An 18,683-nucleotide genomic window follows, 5' to 3' on the forward strand; every position below is an offset into this window, starting at 1 on the left:
TACTTACTTTACAATGCTTACAGCAGTGCCTTCAGCTAAGTTGATTTGTCCGCTGGTAATTACCGTTTCGCCTTCGGTTAATCCACTAATAACTTCTACGTTATCGCCTAAAATTCTACCAGTTACCACTTTTCTGATTTTTGAAGTATTTGTAGCTTTATCATAAATAAAAAGTTGGTTACTACTTACACTACCCACAAATGAGGTACGCGGTACAAGAATACTAGGCGCCTGTTTAGGGAAGTTGAATACAGCAGTTCCATACATACCCGCTCTTAAGCTATTTTTTGTGTTGTTTGATACTTCAATTTCAATCGGGAAGTTTAAAGTAGCATCGGCTTTTGGTGCGATAAAGGTAATTTTGCCACTAAATTTTTCATCCGGAAAAACTGTTGATTTGATATCGATATTATCGCCAATTTTTAAACTCGCAACCTGCGATTCGTTTACATTAACTTTTAATTTAAGTTTAGATACATCAACAATTTCGAACAATTGAGTTCCTTGTGCAGTTACAAAAGCACCAACTTCAATATAACGTTTGTTAATAATTCCGTTTATCGGCGATTTAATGTTTGCATCACTTAACTTTCTTTGAGAAGCTTGTAAACGCAATTTTGCATTTCTGGTTGCTAGTTTAGCCTGATCTAACTGTTGCTGTGTAACACCACCAGTTTCGTAAGAGCTTTGATATCTGGCTTCATCTCTTTTTGCATTATCATAAGATGCTTGTGCTGTTTCTCTATCCGTATTTATGATTTCTGCATCTATACGTGCTAAAACCTGTCCTTTACCAACTCTTGCACCTTCATCAACATAAATTGCAGATACCCGGCCAGCATTTTCTGATAAAAAGTTTAATTCTTGTTTTGGAACAAAGTTTCCGTTGGCTACAAAATCCAAATCAACCACTTTTTTCTCTACAGTAGCAACACGAACGGCAACAGCACCACCACCTTCGGCAATGAAAGCAGTTTTAGCTTCGTTCTTCTTTTTATTGTTGCTTAAAACATAAGCTATTGCACCTAAGGCGACAACAACTACGATTATTATGGTAATTATCCTTTTCATTTTTTCTATTGTACTAGCGATTTAATATTTCCGTTTGATTTTACTAATTGTATTTCGGCTACTTTATAATTTAATAGCGCTTGAGTATAACTGTTTTGTGCCTCTGTTAATGCGTTCTCTGTGTCGATTAAATCAGTTAGAGTAGCTAAACCGTTATTGTAGTTGTTTTGAGTGCTTTTGTAAATTTCCTGCGCTAAATTTGCATTTTTACGTTGCGAGTTAATTGTGTTCAGGTTATTACGTAATTGGATTTTCGCATTCTCATAAGCCAGGTTCAACGAGTTTGTAGATTCTTTTCTGTCTTCTTGTGCTTTTCTGATATTTACATCTGCCTGGCGAACTTTTGAACGTGTTAAAAAGCCATTAAAGATTGGCACTTTTAAGCTTAGGCCAACAGCCGATGAACCAAAACCAATTGCTGTAGCATTTGTGTTTAAGAAATCAAAACCATTGCTTTGACTTGAATAGGTATAATTTCCTGTTAATGATAAAGTAGGATAGTACTCTGCTACGTATGCTTTACGCTGTAGCGATAAAAGTTTATCCTGGTTATCTAGAAGCTTAACTTCAGTTCTGTTTGATAGGTCAACAGAATCAGTAAGTACTGGTAATTGTGTAACTTCGGTCAATTCTGTTGCTGGTAAGCTAATCGGATTTGATACAGGCATACCCATTGAGAATTTCAATTGATTTTCCAATTGAGTAATTCCATTGATAACCTGCTCACGTTGTGTATTCAAATTCGTTAGGTTTACGTTTATCCGATCAACATCAATCTTTCTTGCCAACCCGTTTTTGTATTGATTGCCAACAATTTTCTCTATAACCTTAACATTTTTAATGTTTGTGTCGATTACATTTAATTGCTGTCTGTTTACTAAAACCTGATAGTAATTATTTGCCACTAACTCAATAATTTGCTCTTCAGTTAATTGAGAGGTTAGTGCATAATACTCTTCGCTAGATTTTGCTGCTTGTAAACCAGTAAAAACCTGTTGATTGAATATTTGCTGCGACAATTGAACACCTGCACTCGAATTCCATTTCTGTCCAAATTTTAGGGTTTGTAATTGTCCGCCGAAATCGACAACCTGTTGGCCAATTATTGGGTTATAAGTTAAACCTGCAGTGCCTGAAACTGTAGGTAAAGCCTGTGCCCTAACTTCTTCCACTTTATATCTACCGCCTTCAATATCCAGTTTCGATTTACGAACTTTATTATTGTTCTGCAGCGCATAAGTTAGCGCATCTTTTAAGGTAATCCGTTGCTGTGCAGCCAACAGATTTGGTAAAGTAATGCCAAATACAAGCAGAAGCATTAATTTTACCATTTTTATTCTAAGCATAATATATTGATTTTTGTTTTTGGGTTCTGTTTATTATTTTTTGTTTATCTGTTTTTTAGTTATTTTTCAAAAGCTTTGCTTTTTATTTGTTTACTCACACCTTAATCCTCTGGTAAAAATAATTGAAAGATCTTTTTGCTTTTGAGTCATTTTGTTCAGTATTTTCTTATCCGGAACGATATCCTTACCGGTTTGAATCACGCACATGGTTGTTAATCCCATCAGGCTTTCTAAATAAAGCTCAGCTATGTGATTTGAATCTTCATGCTCTATTTCACCCTTTGCTTTAGCATGTGTAAATAGCTCAGCAAAAAAGTTTAATTCAATCTCTTTTAATGCATTAAGTTTTGATTTTATAGCTTCATCATTAAGCAAATCTGGCACACCTTCTGCAATTTTTAACATATAGTATTTTTGAAAAAAGGTGTTTCTAACGTCTATGGTATTCATCAGGTTGGCTTCTAAGCTTTGCTCAGCGCTCCGTTTCTTTTGCATAGCTTCAAAAAATTCGTTAAAAATCTTCTCAATTACACCAAGTATTAAATGCTTTTTATCTGGGAAATAATAATAAAGGGATGGTTTTGAAACCGCTAAATCGTCGGCAATATCATTCATCGTAGTTTTGTTGATGCCAAAATGGCTAAACCGCTTTATAGCACCCTCAATAATTTGTTCCCTTTTTTTATCGGCTACAATCATTTTACTTTTCTACTTTCTGACTTTTTTAATATAATGGTCAAAAGTATATCTAAAATTTCAATTCTTAATCAATCGATTAAAAAAGCTTCGATAAGCTTACATTTTTGTGACAATATTGAGCTTGGTTATTGGTTTATATTGCGTTGTAAATAATTTAATCTACTGATGCAGTTTTTGTTAAATATTCTAATTGTTTGTGCAACTGTTGTGTTTATGGAATGCTTTTCCTGGCTTTTGCATAAATATCTATTTCACGGACCGCTATGGTTTATGCATAAAAGCCATCACACACCTTCAAAATCTAACTTTGAATGGAATGACATATTTGCTTTAATTTTTGCATTTGCTTCACTCTATCTTATGTATGTAGATAGGCAAAACCTGGGTTATAAATTTGCGATTGGAGTAGGGATTAGTGTTTACGGGTTAATTTATTTCGTGGTTCACGATTGGTTTGTACACCAGCGAATTAAAGCTTTTAAATCAAAAAATGGCTATCTAACCAGAATCAGAAAAGCACATAAAATTCACCACAAAAATATGGGTAAAGAAAAAGGGAAAGCGTTTGGATTGCTGTATGTAAAGAAAAGTATTTTAACTAAAAACCCTGTAGATTAGCTTTAATCACCCACAGATTATAGTTCTATCTATTATTTCTTACTTTTGTCGGCATAACAAAATCGCTATGCTTCAAATACAACAAAACATTTCACTTAAACCTTATAATACTTTTGGTATAGATGTAAAGGCAGATTATTTTGCCGAGATATTTGAAGTGGCTGATTTAAAAACTCTTTTTGAAAACGATATAACCAGAACGCAAAAAATACTTGTTATTGGTGGAGGCAGTAATATGCTTTTCACGAAAGATTTTGAGGGTTTAATTATCAAAATAAGCATTATGGGTATCCAATCTACTACCAATAATGAACAGGTTTTTGTTACTGCCGGAGGTGGTGTAGTGTGGAACGATTTTGTTAATTATTGTGTGGCGCACAATTTTGCTGGCGTAGAAAATTTAAGTCTTATACCTGGTACAGTTGGTGCTTCACCCATACAAAATATTGGCGCTTACGGTGTAGAATTAAAAGATGTTTTTTATAGTTGTGAAGCATTTGAAATTAGTACAGGCAATATCAAAACCTTTAATTATAACGATTGCCATTTCGGTTATAGAGAAAGCATATTTAAAGGCGAATTAAAAGGCCGGTTCATCATCACATCAGTTACCTTTAAATTAAAAACTGAGGCTGCTGTAAATACATCTTACGGTGCAATAGAAGCTGAGCTAAAAAACAGAGGGATTGAAAATCCTGGCATAGCCGATGTTTCTGCTGCGGTATCGCATATTCGAGTAAGTAAACTGCCCGATCCTTCAACTATTGGTAATGCCGGTAGTTTCTTTAAAAATCCGGTGATAGAGAAGTACGAGTTTGCAGACATTGTTGCAAAAACACCCGATGTTGTTCATTACCCAACGGCTGATGGTAAAATAAAACTCGCCGCCGGCTGGCTTATTGAGCAATGCGGATGGAAAGGTAAAGTTGTCGGAGAAACTGGTACCTGGAAAAACCAAGCCCTTGTTTTAGTTAATCATGGAAAGGCCACAGGTGCAGAGGTGTATAGTTTCTCCGAACAAATAATAGACAGTGTAAAGTCTACTTTTGGAGTCACTTTAGAGCGTGAAGTAAATATACTGTGACGAAAACGTGCCTGGGCTTGTAAAATATAGATTGGCACCGTGCCAAAAAAAGTTGGTACTAAGTTTGTTTGGTTTAGGTAGAAAATAGAGAACAATTTTTTGTTTTTTTTTAATCGTACCTAAAGCTAAAAATCATGACAAAGTTTGAATTCAATCATCTAGTTAACCTCCATTCAGTATCCCTAAGATCTTACGCTTTAAACTTTACTAAAGATGCTGAAGACGCAAATGATTTAGTACAAGATACCATGCTAAAAGCAATAACTTATTACAACAAGTTTAAAGAAGGTACTAATTTAAAAGGATGGTTATTTACCATCATGAAAAATACATTTATCAATAACTACCGTCGTACGGTTAAAACAAATACTTTAATTACACAAAGTGAAGATATTTCTTCAGCAAATCTTTCTTACAGCGCAACTAAAAATCAAGCCGAAAGTAAATTTGTAATGAGCGATATTGATAAAGCGCTTGCTACGCTTCCACAAGAGTATTATGTGCCTTTTATCCGTTACTTCGAAGGGTTTAAATATCACGAAATTGCAGATATGTTAAATATTCCAATCGGAACCGTTAAAACACGTATCCATGTAGCAAGAGGAATTCTTAAGAAATACCTTAAAACATATTCAAAAGAAATAGCTATCGAAGAAATGGCTTAAAAATACATCCACTTTAAAACATGAAAGCTCAGATTTTATCTGGGCTTTTTTTATTAGTGTATTTTTTAAATAAATTATTTGAAGCGCAATTGCATTAGGTTTTCGGTTACATCAGTCCCGCTATCATTGCAAGTCCGCTCCCGATGAAAAAAATCGGGATGCGGGCTTTCCATCCTATCGGGGCTATTTAACTTAGCAATATGCATTTTGGTTAAATGTTGCCGTGCAAAAGAAAGCTATGTGTTACAAAACCTTTGTAAAAGCAAAAGGCCGGGAATAAATCCTGGCCTTTTTGCTTATCATATATTTGGTTAGTTGATTCTTATGTTTTATTTCAACAATTTGCCTTCTCTCTAATTTCGAAACAAATGCAAACCTTTATAACTTATGCGTTTTAAGATTGTTTAGCACTGTTTTTGTTTTGTGGTTATAAAGATAAGGGAAATTTTAAATTTGTCAAGCTTTTTTCAACTTTTTTATTATTTCTTTTGCAACAACCTCTCCCGAGATAATTGCAGGTGGCACACCAGGCCCTGGAACGGTTAATTGCCCGGTATATAATAAATTCGTTACATTACTCTTCATTTTTGGTTTTAAGAATGCTGTCTGTTTCAAAGTGTTAGCTAAACCATAAGCATTTCCTTTAAATGCGTGGTAATCATTTTCGAAATCTGTCATTGCGTAGCTCCTTTTAAATAAAACACTATCGCTAATATCATTTCCGGTTAAATCTTTAAACCGATTAACCAATAGATTAAAGTATTCTTCCCTTTTGGTTTCACTATCTTTCAAACCGGGTGCAATCGGAATCAAAAAGAAAAGATTCTCACAGCCATCCGGCGCAACGCTTAAGTCGGTAACAGATGGGCAACAGGCATAAAATAATGGTTTCGAAGGCCATTTAGCATCAGTGTAAATTTCTTCAGCATGCTCATCAAAATTTTCATCAAAAAATAAATTATGATGTAGAACATTGGTGAGCTTTTTATTTAAGCCAATGTAAAATAGCAGGCAGGAAGGTGCCATGGTCCTTTTATCCCAATAATTTTCGTTATATTTTCTGTATGGCTTATCTAATAAATGTTGTTCAATATGATTGTAATCGGCATTGCCAACAACAAAGTCGGTTTCTATACTACCTCTTTTGGTAATTATTCGGTCAACCTTATTATTCTTTACTTCAATCTTAGTTACCTCATTATCAAATTCAAATTTTACACCCTGCGCTACGGCAATTTGCTGCATAGCCTCTACAATTTTGTGCATGCCACCCAATGGGTACCAGGTGCCTAAAATTAAATCGGCATAGTTCATTAAACTATACAGTGCTGGTGTGTTTTGTGGTGTTGCACCTAAAAACAATACCGGAAATTCTAATAATTTTCTGAGCTTTTCATTTTTAAATAATTTGTGCACATGGCTTCTCATATTCCCAATTAATTGGAGTTTGATACCACTTACAGCCAGGCGTGGGTCGAAATATTCCATCACACTGTGGGATGGTTTATACACATATTCGGTCATGCCAACTTCGTATTTATATTTAGCCTGATTTAAGAAAGTGCTTAAATTTTTAGTGCTGCCTGGTTCTAATTCTTCAAAAAGTTCAAATAACTCTTTTTCAGTTGCTGGTACGTCTATAGTATCATTAGCGCCAAAATAAATTCGATAGGATGGGGCAAGGCGCTTTAAATCATAAAAATCAGAGGTAGTTTTGCCAAAAAGGCTATAAAAATTTTCAAAAACATCAGGCATCCAATACCAGCTTGGTCCCATGTCAAATAAAAAACCATCTTTGCTCCATGTTCTGGCTCTTCCACCAGCCATTTCGTTTTTTTCGATAACAGTAACATCACAACCATTTTTAGCCAATATTGCCGCTGCAGATAATCCTGCAAAACCGGCACCAATAACGGTTATTTTCGCTTTTTTATTCATGATGTAAATAAAGCAATTTTTAGGCAATTTGTTTTTTACGAAATTGCCAAAGGTTTTGCCTTAATTAATATTATCTCTTGTAGCTTTTATTACCTTTGCTTTACACATGAATAAATTTGGCTTCTTACTCTTTCTATTGTCTTTGTTTGCGCAAATCTCTAAAGCACAATTATCTAATAAAGAGATAGCTATATTAAAAGTTGATTTAGTTAAGGCTGTAGATAATACAAGTCTTACAGATTCTCTTTTAAAAAGATTAAATGCATTATCAAACAAAAATGCATTGTTAACTGGTTATACCGCTACGTTGGAAGCCTTAAAAGCTAAACATGCATGGAATCCATACAATAAAATTAAGTTTGTAAAGCGCTCATTATCAACTATGCAAAAAGCTATCAACATGGATAAAGAAAACATGGAAATTAGATTTATGCGCTTTTCTATCGAGCATTTTACACCTGGCTTTTTAGGTTTTAGTAAAGATTTAGATGAAGACAGGAAAGAGATTGTAAAGCATTATCAAAACAATAATTTCGGTTTGGCTGATGATCAACTCATAAAAAACGTGGCTAAATTTATGATTGAAAGCAAACGTTGCACGGCTGCGGAAATAAAGATTTTTAAAAAATACATTTAATGAAGTTTATATATCTGCTGATTAATATTGGTGTAATCTTATTTCCACTTTTACTTTCGTTTGATAAGAAAGTACACTTCTTTAGCAAATGGAAATTTGTTATTCCTGCTATTTTAATTACCGGAGTGGTTTTTTTAATATGGGATTTACTTTTTGTTAAGCTAAATGTTTGGTCATTTAATCCTGATTATATTGTTGGTATTAAATTTTTTGGATTGCCTTTAGAAGAAATTTTATTTTTTTTAACAGTGCCTTATGCCTGTATTTTTATTTATGAATGCCTAAATGTTTATTTCCCTAAAAATGATTTGCAGCGGTATAGTTTGGCACTCAGCAATTTATTTCTAGGTGTTTGTATTGCAATTTTATTTTTTGGTTACAGTAAATGGTACACGGTAATTAACTTCGGTTTTTTGTTTGTGGTGCTTTTTTATGTTGAGTACGTAAATGGAAAACTTCGGTTTATGTACAAATTTTACCGAGCTTACCTGGTTTCATTACTTCCGTTTTATATTGTTAATGGATTTTTAACGGCTATTCCGGTTGTAATTTATAACAACAATGAAACTTTAAATATGCGTGTTGGAACCATACCTTTCGAAGATCATTTCTATTTGATGAGTCTTTTGTTGATGAATGTATTTCTTTACGAGTTTTTTAAAAGTAAAGTAGTGCTTAAAAAAATCGATTAATTTTTTGAAAATGAAAAGACTGTGGTTCTTTGATTCTTTAGTCCTGCTTTACATTACTCCCGATGAAAAGTCTGCATTCATTTCAATTAGGTTTAAGAACAGTGGCTTGCGATTTGCAACCGAACAAATGGAATGCTGTTTTAACTAACTAACCCCGGTTGCAGCGATACCCCGCAGCGAGTTTTTTACGAGCGAAGCCTGCCTGCCGGACAGGCAGGCGTATAAGCGAAAAACGTGATCAAACTTTAATTTTTGTATAAATTTGCGCTTCAAAACATATATAAATGGAATTACCGGCTTACACAAAATCTCAATTAGCCTTACGTAATGGGCAAGATAAGCCAGAAATTTGGGTTGCCTACAAGGGTATTATTTATGATGTAACGGATAGCCGGTTGTGGCGTAATGGTAAGCATTACGAACATTGGGCGGGGCAAGATTTAACTGATGAATTGGCCGATGCACCACACACAGAAGCCGTTTTTGAAAAATTTACGCCTATTGCCAGAATGATTTAAAAGGTAGCCGCATATTCTAAGATTTTTAATTAGGTGGCTTTAAATTACAGGGCTTAAAGATTGGGCGAAAATAGAAAAGCCACAGATTAACAGATGAATAAAATCTGTTAATCCGTGGCCAGAAATAATAATTGAAGCTTTTATGCTTCTATTGAAAATGCGCTTAAGTTTACAAACTCTTGAATTCTAGCTGAAACATCTTCATCGGTTAGGTTTAACAATTTTTCTGTTCCGAATTTTTCTACACAGAATGAAGCCAAAGCAGAACCATAAATAATGGCATTTTTCATGTTATTGAAGTTAACGCTTCCAACTTTTGCCAAATAACCGATAAAACCACCGGCAAATGTATCGCCTGCGCCAGTTGGATCGAAAACTTCGGCAAGAGGTAAAGCAGGTGCAGAAAAAATCTGATCTTCGTGGAACAACAAGGCTCCATGCTCGCCTTTTTTAATAATTAAATATTTCGGACCCATTGCCAGAATTTTCTTCGCAGCTTTAACTAAAGAATATTCTCCAGATAGCTGACGAGCCTCAGCATCGTTAATGGTTAAAACATCCACTAGTTTAATGGTTTCCAATAAATCGTCCATCATAATGTCCATCCAGAAATTCATGGTATCCATTACAATAAGTTTTGGGCGATTTTTAAGGCGTTTGATAACGGTTTGTTGCACTTGTGGCGTTAGATTGCCTAACATCAAATATTCGCAGTCCTGGTAGCTTTCAGGGATAATTGGGTCGAAGTTTTCTAATACATTAAGTTCTGTAATTAATGTATCACGACTATTCATATCGTTATGGTACTTACCCGACCAAAAGAAGGATTTTTCGCCGGCTTTAATTTGTAAGCCTTCAGTATCAATTCCGTGTTTGGTAAAAGTTTCAATGTCTGATTTTGGGAAATCATCTCCAACAACAGCAACAATTTTTGCTTTATTGTAAAAGTAAGAAGCAGCTAAACTTGCGTAGGTTGCAGCTCCACCAACTATTTTATCTGTTTTTCCAAAAGGAGTTTCAATAGCATCAAAAGCTACAGTACCTATGATTATCAGGCTCATATATTTTAATTTGAATTTTTTTAAAAATTTTTCACTGCAAATATTGCATAAATAATTTAAAAGCCCTAATATTGCATTCCCAAAACGAACAAGGGTTTGCAAGCTACAAAGCATAACAAGCCCAGTTTTAGGAAAAAACCAGCACTCCTTCTTAGCTCAGCTGGTTAGAGCATCTGACTGTTAATCAGAGGGTCGCTGGTTCGAGCCCAGCAGAGGGAGCAAAATCCTCACAGTAATGTGGGGATTTTTTATGATAAAATTGTCAAATGATTTTGGCTAAAAAAATTTAAACCAGAATAATCTTCCTTCTTAGCTCAGCTGGTTAGAGCATCTGACTGTTAATCAGAGGGTCGCTGGTTCGAGCCCAGCAGAGGGAGCTTGATAAATCAAGCTAAACCCCACTCCGTCCGAGTGGGGTTTTTTGCTAAGCATATTTTTTCAAATACTTCAACTTTTTGCTTACTTGCTTTAGCCAGACTCTAGTCATTAGCTCATGCCCAGCAACCGTAGGATGGATTCCGTCCCAAATCCAATAGGCTGGAGGTACTGATTTTGGAGCATTTTTAAACGCAAGCTGAAAATCGACTAATATTGCATTGAATTCTATTGCAAGTTTTCTGATTATGGAACTTAATTTTTCAACAAGCGTTTCGTAGTCATTTAATCGCTTTTGTACCTTTCCTACGGCGGCAATAAACGGTAAACAAAGCACTAATATTAGGTTTGGATTTTGAGCAATGGATTGACTGATGATTTTTCTATATGTATCTTCAAACGCCTGAAAATCTTCGGGTTTGGTAACTGGTTCTGATAACATTTTAGCAACATCATTAATACCTACGAGTATGCTAAGCAAATCGGGTTTAAAGTTTAAGCAATCTGTTTCCCATCTGGCTTCTAATTGAGAAACCCGATTTCCACTAATACCTTTGTTGTAAAAAATTAAATCTGCCGAAGGAAAATCTGCACCCCAACGGCTGGCAATAGAAAATGCATAACCATGCCCCATAATGTGATTGGGGTCTGTATCCCTACCATGCTTTCCATCTGTTATAGAATCTCCCTGGAACAAAACTGTTAGCCCTTTAGGTTCTAAATATTGCTCTTCAGGTTTTATTTCTAAAGCCTGTAAACCTGCAGGCAATCCAGCGGCAATACCAGCCAATGCTGTAGAACGTAAAAATGAGCGGCGTGATCGTTTTTCAGTCATTTTTGATTTAAATTTTTCTAAATCGAATATAGTTTCAATTCTATCATTTAAATAATCTTTTATCAACAATCCGGTAAACCATTAATAGAAAAGCCAAGTGTAAACAAAAGAAATTAATACTAATAAATGTTTTTATTGCTCAGCATTCTGGGTTGCACATAAATACAATAATTTCAAATATTTGCGGAAAATTTTTCCATAAATTACCCGATTTTCTACAAGTTAATTAGATTATTATGTGTGATAAAATAAATATAAAATGTATTTTTAAAATTACAAATAGACATTTTATTGCATAAAATTAGCTGAAAGACGATTTTATAAGTGTGTGCATAAATATCTTCAATTGTAATAGCCTTTTGTTTAAATGATTGATTACTAATGGCTTTAAAATTGCAATTATTTGGTTGCTTGTGGATTGTTAATCAGCGAAAACAGATAATGCAAAAATTTAAAAATATTACTTTAACACTTATTATTGGTACGCTTTTCTTTTGTGCTTACGGTCAGAGTGGTATTGGTACAAAAGCGCCTGTTGCAAGTGCAATTCTAGAATTAAATTCTACAAATAAAGGTTTTAAAGGTCCTGGCATTGCCCTGCAAAGCCGGCTTGATCAAAGTTTGACTCCCGAAAGAGGATTGATCGTTTATAATACTGCAACAGCTGGCGTTAGTCCAGATAATGTTTATGGTAACAGATATTATTTTTGGAATGGTAGTGAATGGGTTTCTTTACCAGGATTAACAGCTGTAGAAGAACTCATCACACCCAGGGTTTTTTATGCAAAATCTGTTGTTACACAAACATTTGCTTTTACCAATGATACTCAAGTTTTACCGCTTAGCTTCGAAACTGTAGATTTAAATACTGCCAATATCATTACACCTAACCTTGCAGGTACAGCTTTTCGTATAAATAAAACGGGTTTGTATGAGCTCTCATCATTTATGAGTTATAATCCAAACGGTTCAAATGATAGAGCTTTGCAAAACTTAATTATTCAGAAAGGAACGAGCGCAACTGGTCCCTGGGTTGCAGTTGCGGGCTCACGTGGAAATTGGGGTCAAGGTTCGGTTTCAGATTTTAAAACAGTTATTATTCCTATCATGGCAGTCAGGTTAAATGATGGTGAATTCATCCGTGTAATAACGGCTTGTCCATATCCAACCGGTGGTTCTGCTCAAGGTTTAGGTACAATAAGTATTACAACCAACACGCCGGTAGCCAAATCTTTAAATGTTAGGTTAATTGATTTTACATTATAATATGAAGAAATTAAAATCCTTTCCAATTTATGTTTTTTCAATATTTTCTGCCATATATGGTCAGGAGTTAAAAGCACAGGGTACGGGAATAGGAACAAAAACACCGCATGCATCCACTATATTAGAAGTCAGTTCTTCATTAAAGAACGGTGGCGTTTTAGTGCCAAAAGTTAACCTTAAAGCAGGAGATGATATTTTAACCATTCCTAATCCGGCAATAGGTTTAATGGTTTATAATACTAATACTGCAGGCATAAAGCCTAATAATGTAGAAGCCGACCATCATTATTTTTGGAATGGAAGCAGTTGGATAGATATTGCCGACATTAATACAATAAAGAAATTATTATTGCCTCAGGTATTTTTTTGTCAGGAACCAGTAGAACAAGAATTAACAAGTGCAAATCTGACCGCTATAAATGGGGGTTCGGATGTTGTAGTAACCTTTAATAATATTTATGTTCTTACAAATAATGGTGGTAATGTAAGCTTAAATAATAATCGATTTACCATTAATAATACAGGTGAATACGAAATATCTGGTTACATTAATTACAATCCGCATATAAATAATAATGCAAACTCAAATACTAATTTACTGTATAAAATTCAACGCTCTACAAATGGTGGCACGAACTGGGTAACTGTGGCGCAAACCACCTTAGTTTGGGGTAAAGATACAGGTGGTTTTTCGAGAACATTAATTTCTCCACCATCAATTATCCACCTTGATAAAAATGATGTAATCCAACTGGTAATAAGTAAAACATTTGGTAGCAATCATCAATCACCTGCTACCATAAGTGTTCCCGGAGGATTAAATTTTTCAAAAAACATAAGAATATTTAAGCTTGACTAATATGAAACTTATGATGAAGAATTTTATGCTGATACTGCCAATGGTTATGTTCTGCTTAATAACAAAAAACCTTTCGGCGCAATCTACAGGTGTACAAACACGAACGCCAAAATCATCAGCTTTATTAGATATGGATGTTTCAAATTTAGCAGATGGTGCAAAGAAAGGATTTTTAATGAGCCGGGTTAGCCTTACCAGAACTAATTTGGCTGCTCCGGTTAATCTGCCGGTTAGCGGTTTATGGGTTTTTAATACCAATACTACAACAGGTTTAAACGCGGTGAAGGGTAATAATGTTTACATGTGGAACGGTAGCGCATGGGAACCATATTCTTCAACATTAGAGATACAAACAAGAATTTCTCCTGATGATTTTTTTATGAAATCTCCAACAGATTTTCTAATGTCGGGTGTAGCATTAACAGGCTTTAACACAGGGCTTTTGGTGCCAGTGCCTTGGGAAGCAGGTAGTGTGGCTATTTCTAATCCAACTTATGTAACATTAGATGCTAACCTGGAAAGTTTTACCATAAATACGTCAGGGTATTATGAGATTTCAGGATTTTTAAATTATAATCCAAAAATTAATGATAACAATAGTAAAACGGCCCTATGTTCGATATTACAAATTAACAAATTGGGTGTTTGGACAGATAGAATTGGAATAAACTCTACTTTTGAAGAAATGGCGACCAATACGGTGCAAACGATTACGATTCCGTTTGATATTATAAAACTGGATGCCGGAGACAAATTTAGAATTGTAATTACCAAACCCATAATTGGAGGAAATGTTAACCACACTTCTACGGCTGGAATAACATCAATAGTTGGAGATTTAAGGAAATCTTTCAGAATTACTTATATCAATCAATAATAATAGCGAGCACTGTTTTTTGTGAGAAGTAAGATAGGCGCAAATATTTAATTGCGCCTTTTCTTTTTAGAAGCTTACAAATTTTACGCCCAAGCTCAACCACCTTGATGGAAGTGGAATTGCACCAATTTCAGTATATGTGGTATCAAATATATTCTGAGCATCTAAGAAAACGGTAAATTTTTTAATCGACTGGCTTAACCGAATATCGTTTATCCAATAAGATGGTCCGGCCATTCTTTGATTAAATCTTGTAGCCAACAAAACAGCGAAATTTACATAGCGAAAATCAACTGTGTTTGTAACCTGGTGTTTTAAGGAAGATATTAAATATTTATATGCCAGTTGCGAATTAAGGTTTTTAAAATCTGAATCCAGATACGAATAACCTAAATTGATATTAACTTTTGATTTATCTGCGATAGCAAAATTGTAATTTGCTCTGAAGTTTAAACCTGAGGTCTGTAAATCGCCAATATTATTGCTCTGCCAAGGTTCGGTTGTTACGGTACGTGTCCAATCGATAAATTTATCTATAGTTCTGTAAAAGTAGTTAGCGTTGAAATTAAAATTTCCTTTGTCGATTTTTATGCCTAACTCTGCCTGTAAAGCATTTTCTGGAGTTAAATTTTCATTGCCAATATTTCCTGGGCGTTGGTTCAAATATAAATCGGTAAAAGATGGATTTCTTTGACTTGTACCAATGTTTGTTACTAATTTAATGCCGGTGGAGATTTCGTAACTTGCATCCAAGCCTGGATAAATTTGCCATTTATAATCAGAATTATAGTTGAGATAAGTACCGATATTCACATTTAGTTTTTCAAGTAATTGAGTTCTGTACTGCGCATAAACGCCTAAATTATCTCTATCACGCTTGCCAATGCTGGTAGAATTGATATCATCCTTTCTGGCTTCTGCCCCAAAACCAAATTCACCCGATGAAATTTTATAGGTTGTATTTAATTCAGCAGAAAATGAATTGCTAAAATGCCTGCTTCGACCAGAATTTAGGTTTGTAGGACCAAAATAACGATAATCATCAAAATTATATCGATAGCTTAAACGTGGCATTAGTGTCCATCTTTCTGAAAGCTTATGTTTTGATTGTAAGGATGCTAACGTAGTCTGAACTTGTTCATCAGAATTTTTATCACCCGGACTAGCATAAAATCCATTCGCTCCAAAACCACTTTTAACATATCCAAAAAGCGCATCAATGGTGTTGGATTCATCAATTTGGAAATTTCCTAGATAAAGCAATTTATTGTTTTCAAATCCCGTATTAAATCGATAGCCATTACCTTTATCATGCGAAGCAAAAAGCGAGTGCTGATGTTTCTCTTTGCTTAGCATCCCGCCAACCTGTACACCTCCACCAACAAAAGTTTTGCCGTTTCCTTCTGTATTCTTCTCGAAATTGGAGCCTGCGTAAGTAGAAAATAAAACGCCAGAAGTTGCAGGTTTTTTGGTGATGATATTGATTGCACCGGTTAAACTGTTAATGCCATAAATTCTCGCAGCAGGACCACGAATAATTTCTATACGCTCAATAGCCTCTACCGGTATAGGCAGGTTAAGCATGTTGTGTGCGGTTTGCATATCAATAATCTTCGTTCCGTTTAAAAGCAACACAGTTTGCTCAAAACTCCCTCCATCAATACTAATATCCGCTTGCCCGCCAAAAGCACCTCTTTGCCTGATATCTATTCCGTTGGCATATTGTAACACCTCCTGAATGGTTCTGGCCGGTAGTTTGGCAATAGTTGCATTGTCGATTATGTAAACGTTTCGGTTTTGTTTTGATATTGGCGTATTGAAACGATTTTCATTGATCACAACATCGTTCATATTTATTATACTGTCCTTTTTGCTTTGAGCAAATAAGTTGATGGCTAAAATGGTAAAAAGGAAAGTTAAGTATAGTTGCTTCATTTTCTAAATGTTTTTGCAAAAGTAGTATCTTGCCGTACCATTAAAGTATACCAGTTTTAATAAAATGGATAGTCCGGTTCAAATTCCTTTCAAAAGTTTTATTCAGCTTAAGCCGAATGATGATATTGCAGTGTATCTACAAATTGTTTTCGAGTTTATTAAGGCGATACAAACCGGTTTATTGCCCGAGGGCACCAAATTGCCGGGGACTCGTATACTTTGCAAACTTTTAGGTATTAACCGAAATACCTTGATTAAAGCCTTTACCGACTTACAATTACAAGGTTTTATAGAGATTTCTCCAAATAAGGGCACATTTATTTTATCGAACCAGAAGCAAAAAAATGATTTAAAACCGCATCAAAACGCGAATACAGAATCTAACTTTGATTTTAAACGGTCACTGATTTTAGAAGACCCAATAGAAACAAGTAATTTGCCTTACCAGCTAAATGATGGATTACCAGATTTAAGGTTAATGCAAACAGATGTTTTGGCAAGGCTGTATGTGTCAAAATTAAAGAAGAAAAAAAGTGCAACCGATTGGAAGCAGCTTCAATCTATATCTCATGATGAATTTAAAAATCACTTTGCAAATTTTTTAAATGTTACCCGAGGTTTAAGAATTTCGACTTCGAACATACTTACCACAAGCAGCCACGAAGTAAGCTTGTATTTGGTTAGCAAACTTTTAATATCCGAAGGTGATAACGTTATTATTGGTTCGCCAGGTTACTACGGCTCAAACATGACTTTATTAGATTTTGGTGCAAACATTATAACCATACCGGTTGATGATGAAGGGCTAAGCACCAAACATCTTAAGAAAGTTTGTGAAGAAAACAACATCAGGGCGTTATACCTAACATCAAACTACCATTATCCAACATCAAATTGTTTAAGCGCAAAGCGAAGACTTGAAATTTTAGAATTGGCTAAATTTTATAGTTTCGTAATTATTGAGGATGACTATGACTTTGATTTTCATTACGATAATAATCCGGTATTGCCTTTATCTGCATTTAATCCAAACGCAAATGTGGTATATATTGGCTCTTTTGCCAGAAGCCTGCCATCTGGTTTTGGCTATGGTTTTATTACTGCACCAACCGAATTTATTACAGAACTGGAAAAGCATCAAAGAATTTTGGAGCCTGGAATTGATGTGATTAAAGAACAGGTTTTAACGCATTTTATACAAGATGGAGAAGTTCATCGCCTTGCGAAAAAAAACAAAAAAATATACAAGGAGCGCAGAGATGACTTTGTTAATTTATTGAAAGAAGAACTTAGAGGCAAAATAAAATTCGCAATTCCTGCCCGAGGCTTAGCCATTTGGGTAGAATGGCTGGATGACTTCAGCCTGATTAAATTTAAAAATTTTTGCGCTTCAGAAGGTTTATTTCTACCCAAAACCATTCTGTATCAAAGCAAAAACCTTCGCGGCATGCGTTTAGGTTTTGGTCATTTAAATAAAGCTGAAATGCAATTGGTGGTAGAAATTTTAAGTAAATCGCTGCAAAAGGTTATGTTATAATAACAGATTCTTTGTCTTTCTGAAGAGCGTATTAATACTTATCTTTGATTAAACGCCAGATTTTTGGAGTTTATTAAAAACAACAAAATGAAAATACTAAAACAAATTAGCGTGCTTGCACTGTTCGTGTTAACAGTGGGCGCTGCAAATGCACAATCTGCAGCAGAAGATGTTGTAAAAGATTGGGAAAGAGCAAAAGCTTACACAAAAGAATATTTAGATGCAATGCCAGAAGCTTCTTACAGCTTAAAACCAACACCTCAAATGCGTTCTTTTGCAGAGCAGTTTCTTCACTTAGCTGATGCGAATTATGCTTTTGCTTCAACGGCAACTGGAGAAAAAAGCCCGGTGGCAATGGGAGCTTTAGAAAAAGGAACAGATAAATCGAAAGCAACGGTAACCAAAGATGTACTGGCAAGCTATGATTTTGTAATAGCCAGTGCTAAAAAATTAACTGCTGCCCAAATGAGCGAAATGATTAAGCTTTTTGGAAGATTTGATTTAACCAAAAAACAAGCATTAGATAAAGCCTTTGAGCACCAAACTCACCATAGAGGACAAGCTACAGTTTACATTAGATTGGCTCGTGCAACACCTCCACAAGAAAAATTATTTTAATAAATTTATCAAGATTTTAAATAAAAAGGGCATTCATAACCAAGGATGCCCT

18 protein-coding genes and 2 tRNA genes are annotated in these 18,683 nt (G+C 34.8%); 13 read left to right on the forward strand and 7 right to left on the reverse strand.

The window, feature by feature from the left end:
• Positions 1 to 3 precede the first annotated feature (3 nt).
• From LUA90_RS12850 to LUA90_RS12860, 3 genes are all read right to left on the reverse strand, one after another.
• Complete coding sequence (locus tag LUA90_RS12850; protein ID WP_231464395.1) at positions 4 to 1,071, reverse strand: efflux RND transporter periplasmic adaptor subunit; 1,068 nt, start codon at positions 1,069 to 1,071, stop codon at positions 4 to 6.
• Between the two features lie 5 nt (positions 1,072 to 1,076).
• Positions 1,077 to 2,417, reverse strand: coding sequence for a TolC family protein (locus LUA90_RS12855; protein WP_231464393.1), 1,341 nt, complete (start codon positions 2,415 to 2,417; stop codon positions 1,077 to 1,079).
• Positions 2,418 to 2,507: 90 nt separating this feature from the next.
• Positions 2,508 to 3,116, reverse strand: a complete 609-nt coding sequence (locus tag LUA90_RS12860; protein ID WP_231464391.1) for a TetR/AcrR family transcriptional regulator — start codon at positions 3,114 to 3,116, stop codon at positions 2,508 to 2,510.
• 165 nt (positions 3,117 to 3,281) lie between these two features.
• Here LUA90_RS12860 and LUA90_RS12865 point away from each other — a divergent pair, with 165 nt between their 5' ends.
• From LUA90_RS12865 to LUA90_RS12875, 3 genes are all read left to right on the forward strand, one after another.
• Entirely contained in the window at positions 3,282 to 3,734 is a 453-nt protein-coding gene (locus LUA90_RS12865) for a sterol desaturase family protein (protein WP_255713482.1), read from the forward strand.
• A 67-nt stretch (positions 3,735 to 3,801) separates the two neighbouring features.
• Positions 3,802 to 4,818 (forward strand): UDP-N-acetylmuramate dehydrogenase, encoded by a 1,017-nt coding sequence (gene murB / locus LUA90_RS12870; protein WP_231464387.1) that lies wholly within the window; start codon positions 3,802 to 3,804, stop codon positions 4,816 to 4,818.
• Positions 4,819 to 4,952: 134 nt separating this feature from the next.
• A complete protein-coding gene (locus LUA90_RS12875) occupies positions 4,953 to 5,483 on the forward strand; it encodes an RNA polymerase sigma factor (RefSeq protein WP_231464385.1) in 531 nt (176 codons plus the stop codon).
• Between the two features lie 456 nt (positions 5,484 to 5,939).
• Here the strand turns inward: LUA90_RS12875 and LUA90_RS12880 are convergent, their stop codons facing one another.
• Positions 5,940 to 7,421 carry an NAD(P)/FAD-dependent oxidoreductase gene (locus LUA90_RS12880; protein ID WP_231464383.1) on the reverse strand — a complete coding sequence of 494 codons (1,482 nt, stop codon included), beginning with the start codon at positions 7,419 to 7,421 and terminating at the stop codon, positions 5,940 to 5,942.
• A gap of 106 nt (positions 7,422 to 7,527) precedes the next feature.
• Between LUA90_RS12880 and LUA90_RS12885 the strand changes: the two genes are divergently transcribed.
• The 3 genes from LUA90_RS12885 (at position 7,528) to LUA90_RS12895 (ending at position 9,268) form a co-directional block, all read left to right on the forward strand.
• Positions 7,528 to 8,058 (forward strand): hypothetical protein, encoded by a 531-nt coding sequence (locus LUA90_RS12885; protein ID WP_231464381.1) that lies wholly within the window; start codon positions 7,528 to 7,530, stop codon positions 8,056 to 8,058.
• Positions 8,058 to 8,750 carry a lycopene cyclase domain-containing protein gene (locus LUA90_RS12890; protein WP_231464379.1) on the forward strand — a complete coding sequence of 231 codons (693 nt, stop codon included), beginning with the start codon at positions 8,058 to 8,060 and terminating at the stop codon, positions 8,748 to 8,750. Before LUA90_RS12885 ends, LUA90_RS12890 begins: the two co-directional genes overlap by 1 nt.
• 284 nt (positions 8,751 to 9,034) lie before the next feature.
• Positions 9,035 to 9,268, forward strand: coding sequence for a cytochrome b5 domain-containing protein (locus tag LUA90_RS12895; RefSeq protein ID WP_231464377.1), 234 nt, complete (start codon positions 9,035 to 9,037; stop codon positions 9,266 to 9,268).
• A 140-nt stretch (positions 9,269 to 9,408) separates the two neighbouring features.
• Here LUA90_RS12895 and LUA90_RS12900 read toward each other — a convergent pair whose 3' ends face one another.
• Complete coding sequence (locus tag LUA90_RS12900; RefSeq protein ID WP_231464376.1) at positions 9,409 to 10,329, reverse strand: PfkB family carbohydrate kinase; 921 nt, start codon at positions 10,327 to 10,329, stop codon at positions 9,409 to 9,411.
• A 145-nt stretch (positions 10,330 to 10,474) separates the two neighbouring features.
• Between LUA90_RS12900 and LUA90_RS12905 the strand changes: the two genes are divergently transcribed.
• Positions 10,475 to 10,548, forward strand: a tRNA-Asn gene (locus tag LUA90_RS12905).
• Between the two features lie 84 nt (positions 10,549 to 10,632).
• Positions 10,633 to 10,706: transfer RNA gene (locus LUA90_RS12910), tRNA-Asn, on the forward strand.
• A gap of 47 nt (positions 10,707 to 10,753) precedes the next feature.
• On the opposite strand, the gene LUA90_RS12915 is transcribed toward LUA90_RS12910, so the two are convergent.
• Positions 10,754 to 11,539: a GDSL-type esterase/lipase family protein gene (locus LUA90_RS12915; RefSeq protein WP_231464374.1), complete on the reverse strand. Its 786-nt coding sequence runs from the start codon at positions 11,537 to 11,539 to the stop codon at positions 10,754 to 10,756.
• A 441-nt stretch (positions 11,540 to 11,980) separates the two neighbouring features.
• On the opposite strand from LUA90_RS12915, the gene LUA90_RS12920 reads away from it, so the two are divergent.
• From LUA90_RS12920 to LUA90_RS12930, 3 genes are read left to right on the forward strand one after another with little or no spacing between them, the layout of a single operon-like run.
• On the forward strand, positions 11,981 to 12,805 hold the full coding sequence (locus tag LUA90_RS12920) for a hypothetical protein (protein ID WP_231464372.1): 825 nt from the start codon (positions 11,981 to 11,983) through the stop codon (positions 12,803 to 12,805).
• 1 nt (position 12,806) lies between these two features.
• Positions 12,807 to 13,664, forward strand: coding sequence for a hypothetical protein (locus tag LUA90_RS12925; protein ID WP_231464370.1), 858 nt, complete (start codon positions 12,807 to 12,809; stop codon positions 13,662 to 13,664).
• 10 nt (positions 13,665 to 13,674) lie between these two features.
• Complete coding sequence (locus tag LUA90_RS12930) at positions 13,675 to 14,541, forward strand: hypothetical protein (RefSeq protein WP_231464368.1); 867 nt, start codon at positions 13,675 to 13,677, stop codon at positions 14,539 to 14,541.
• Between the two features lie 66 nt (positions 14,542 to 14,607).
• Here LUA90_RS12930 and LUA90_RS12935 read toward each other — a convergent pair whose 3' ends face one another.
• On the reverse strand, positions 14,608 to 16,476 hold the full coding sequence (locus LUA90_RS12935; protein WP_231464366.1) for a TonB-dependent siderophore receptor: 1,869 nt from the start codon (positions 16,474 to 16,476) through the stop codon (positions 14,608 to 14,610).
• Between the two features lie 64 nt (positions 16,477 to 16,540).
• Here LUA90_RS12935 and LUA90_RS12940 point away from each other — a divergent pair, with 64 nt between their 5' ends.
• Together LUA90_RS12940 and LUA90_RS12945 are read left to right on the forward strand one after the other, a co-directional pair.
• Entirely contained in the window at positions 16,541 to 18,013 is a 1,473-nt protein-coding gene (locus LUA90_RS12940) for a PLP-dependent aminotransferase family protein (RefSeq protein WP_231491203.1), read from the forward strand.
• Between the two features lie 87 nt (positions 18,014 to 18,100).
• A complete protein-coding gene (locus LUA90_RS12945; protein WP_231491204.1) occupies positions 18,101 to 18,631 on the forward strand; it encodes a DinB family protein in 531 nt (176 codons plus the stop codon).
• The last annotated feature ends 52 nt before the right edge of the window (positions 18,632 to 18,683 follow it).

The organism is Pedobacter sp. Leaf170 (assembly GCF_920984665.1).
In the GTDB taxonomy this organism is placed as follows: domain Bacteria; phylum Bacteroidota; class Bacteroidia; order Sphingobacteriales; family Sphingobacteriaceae; genus Pedobacter.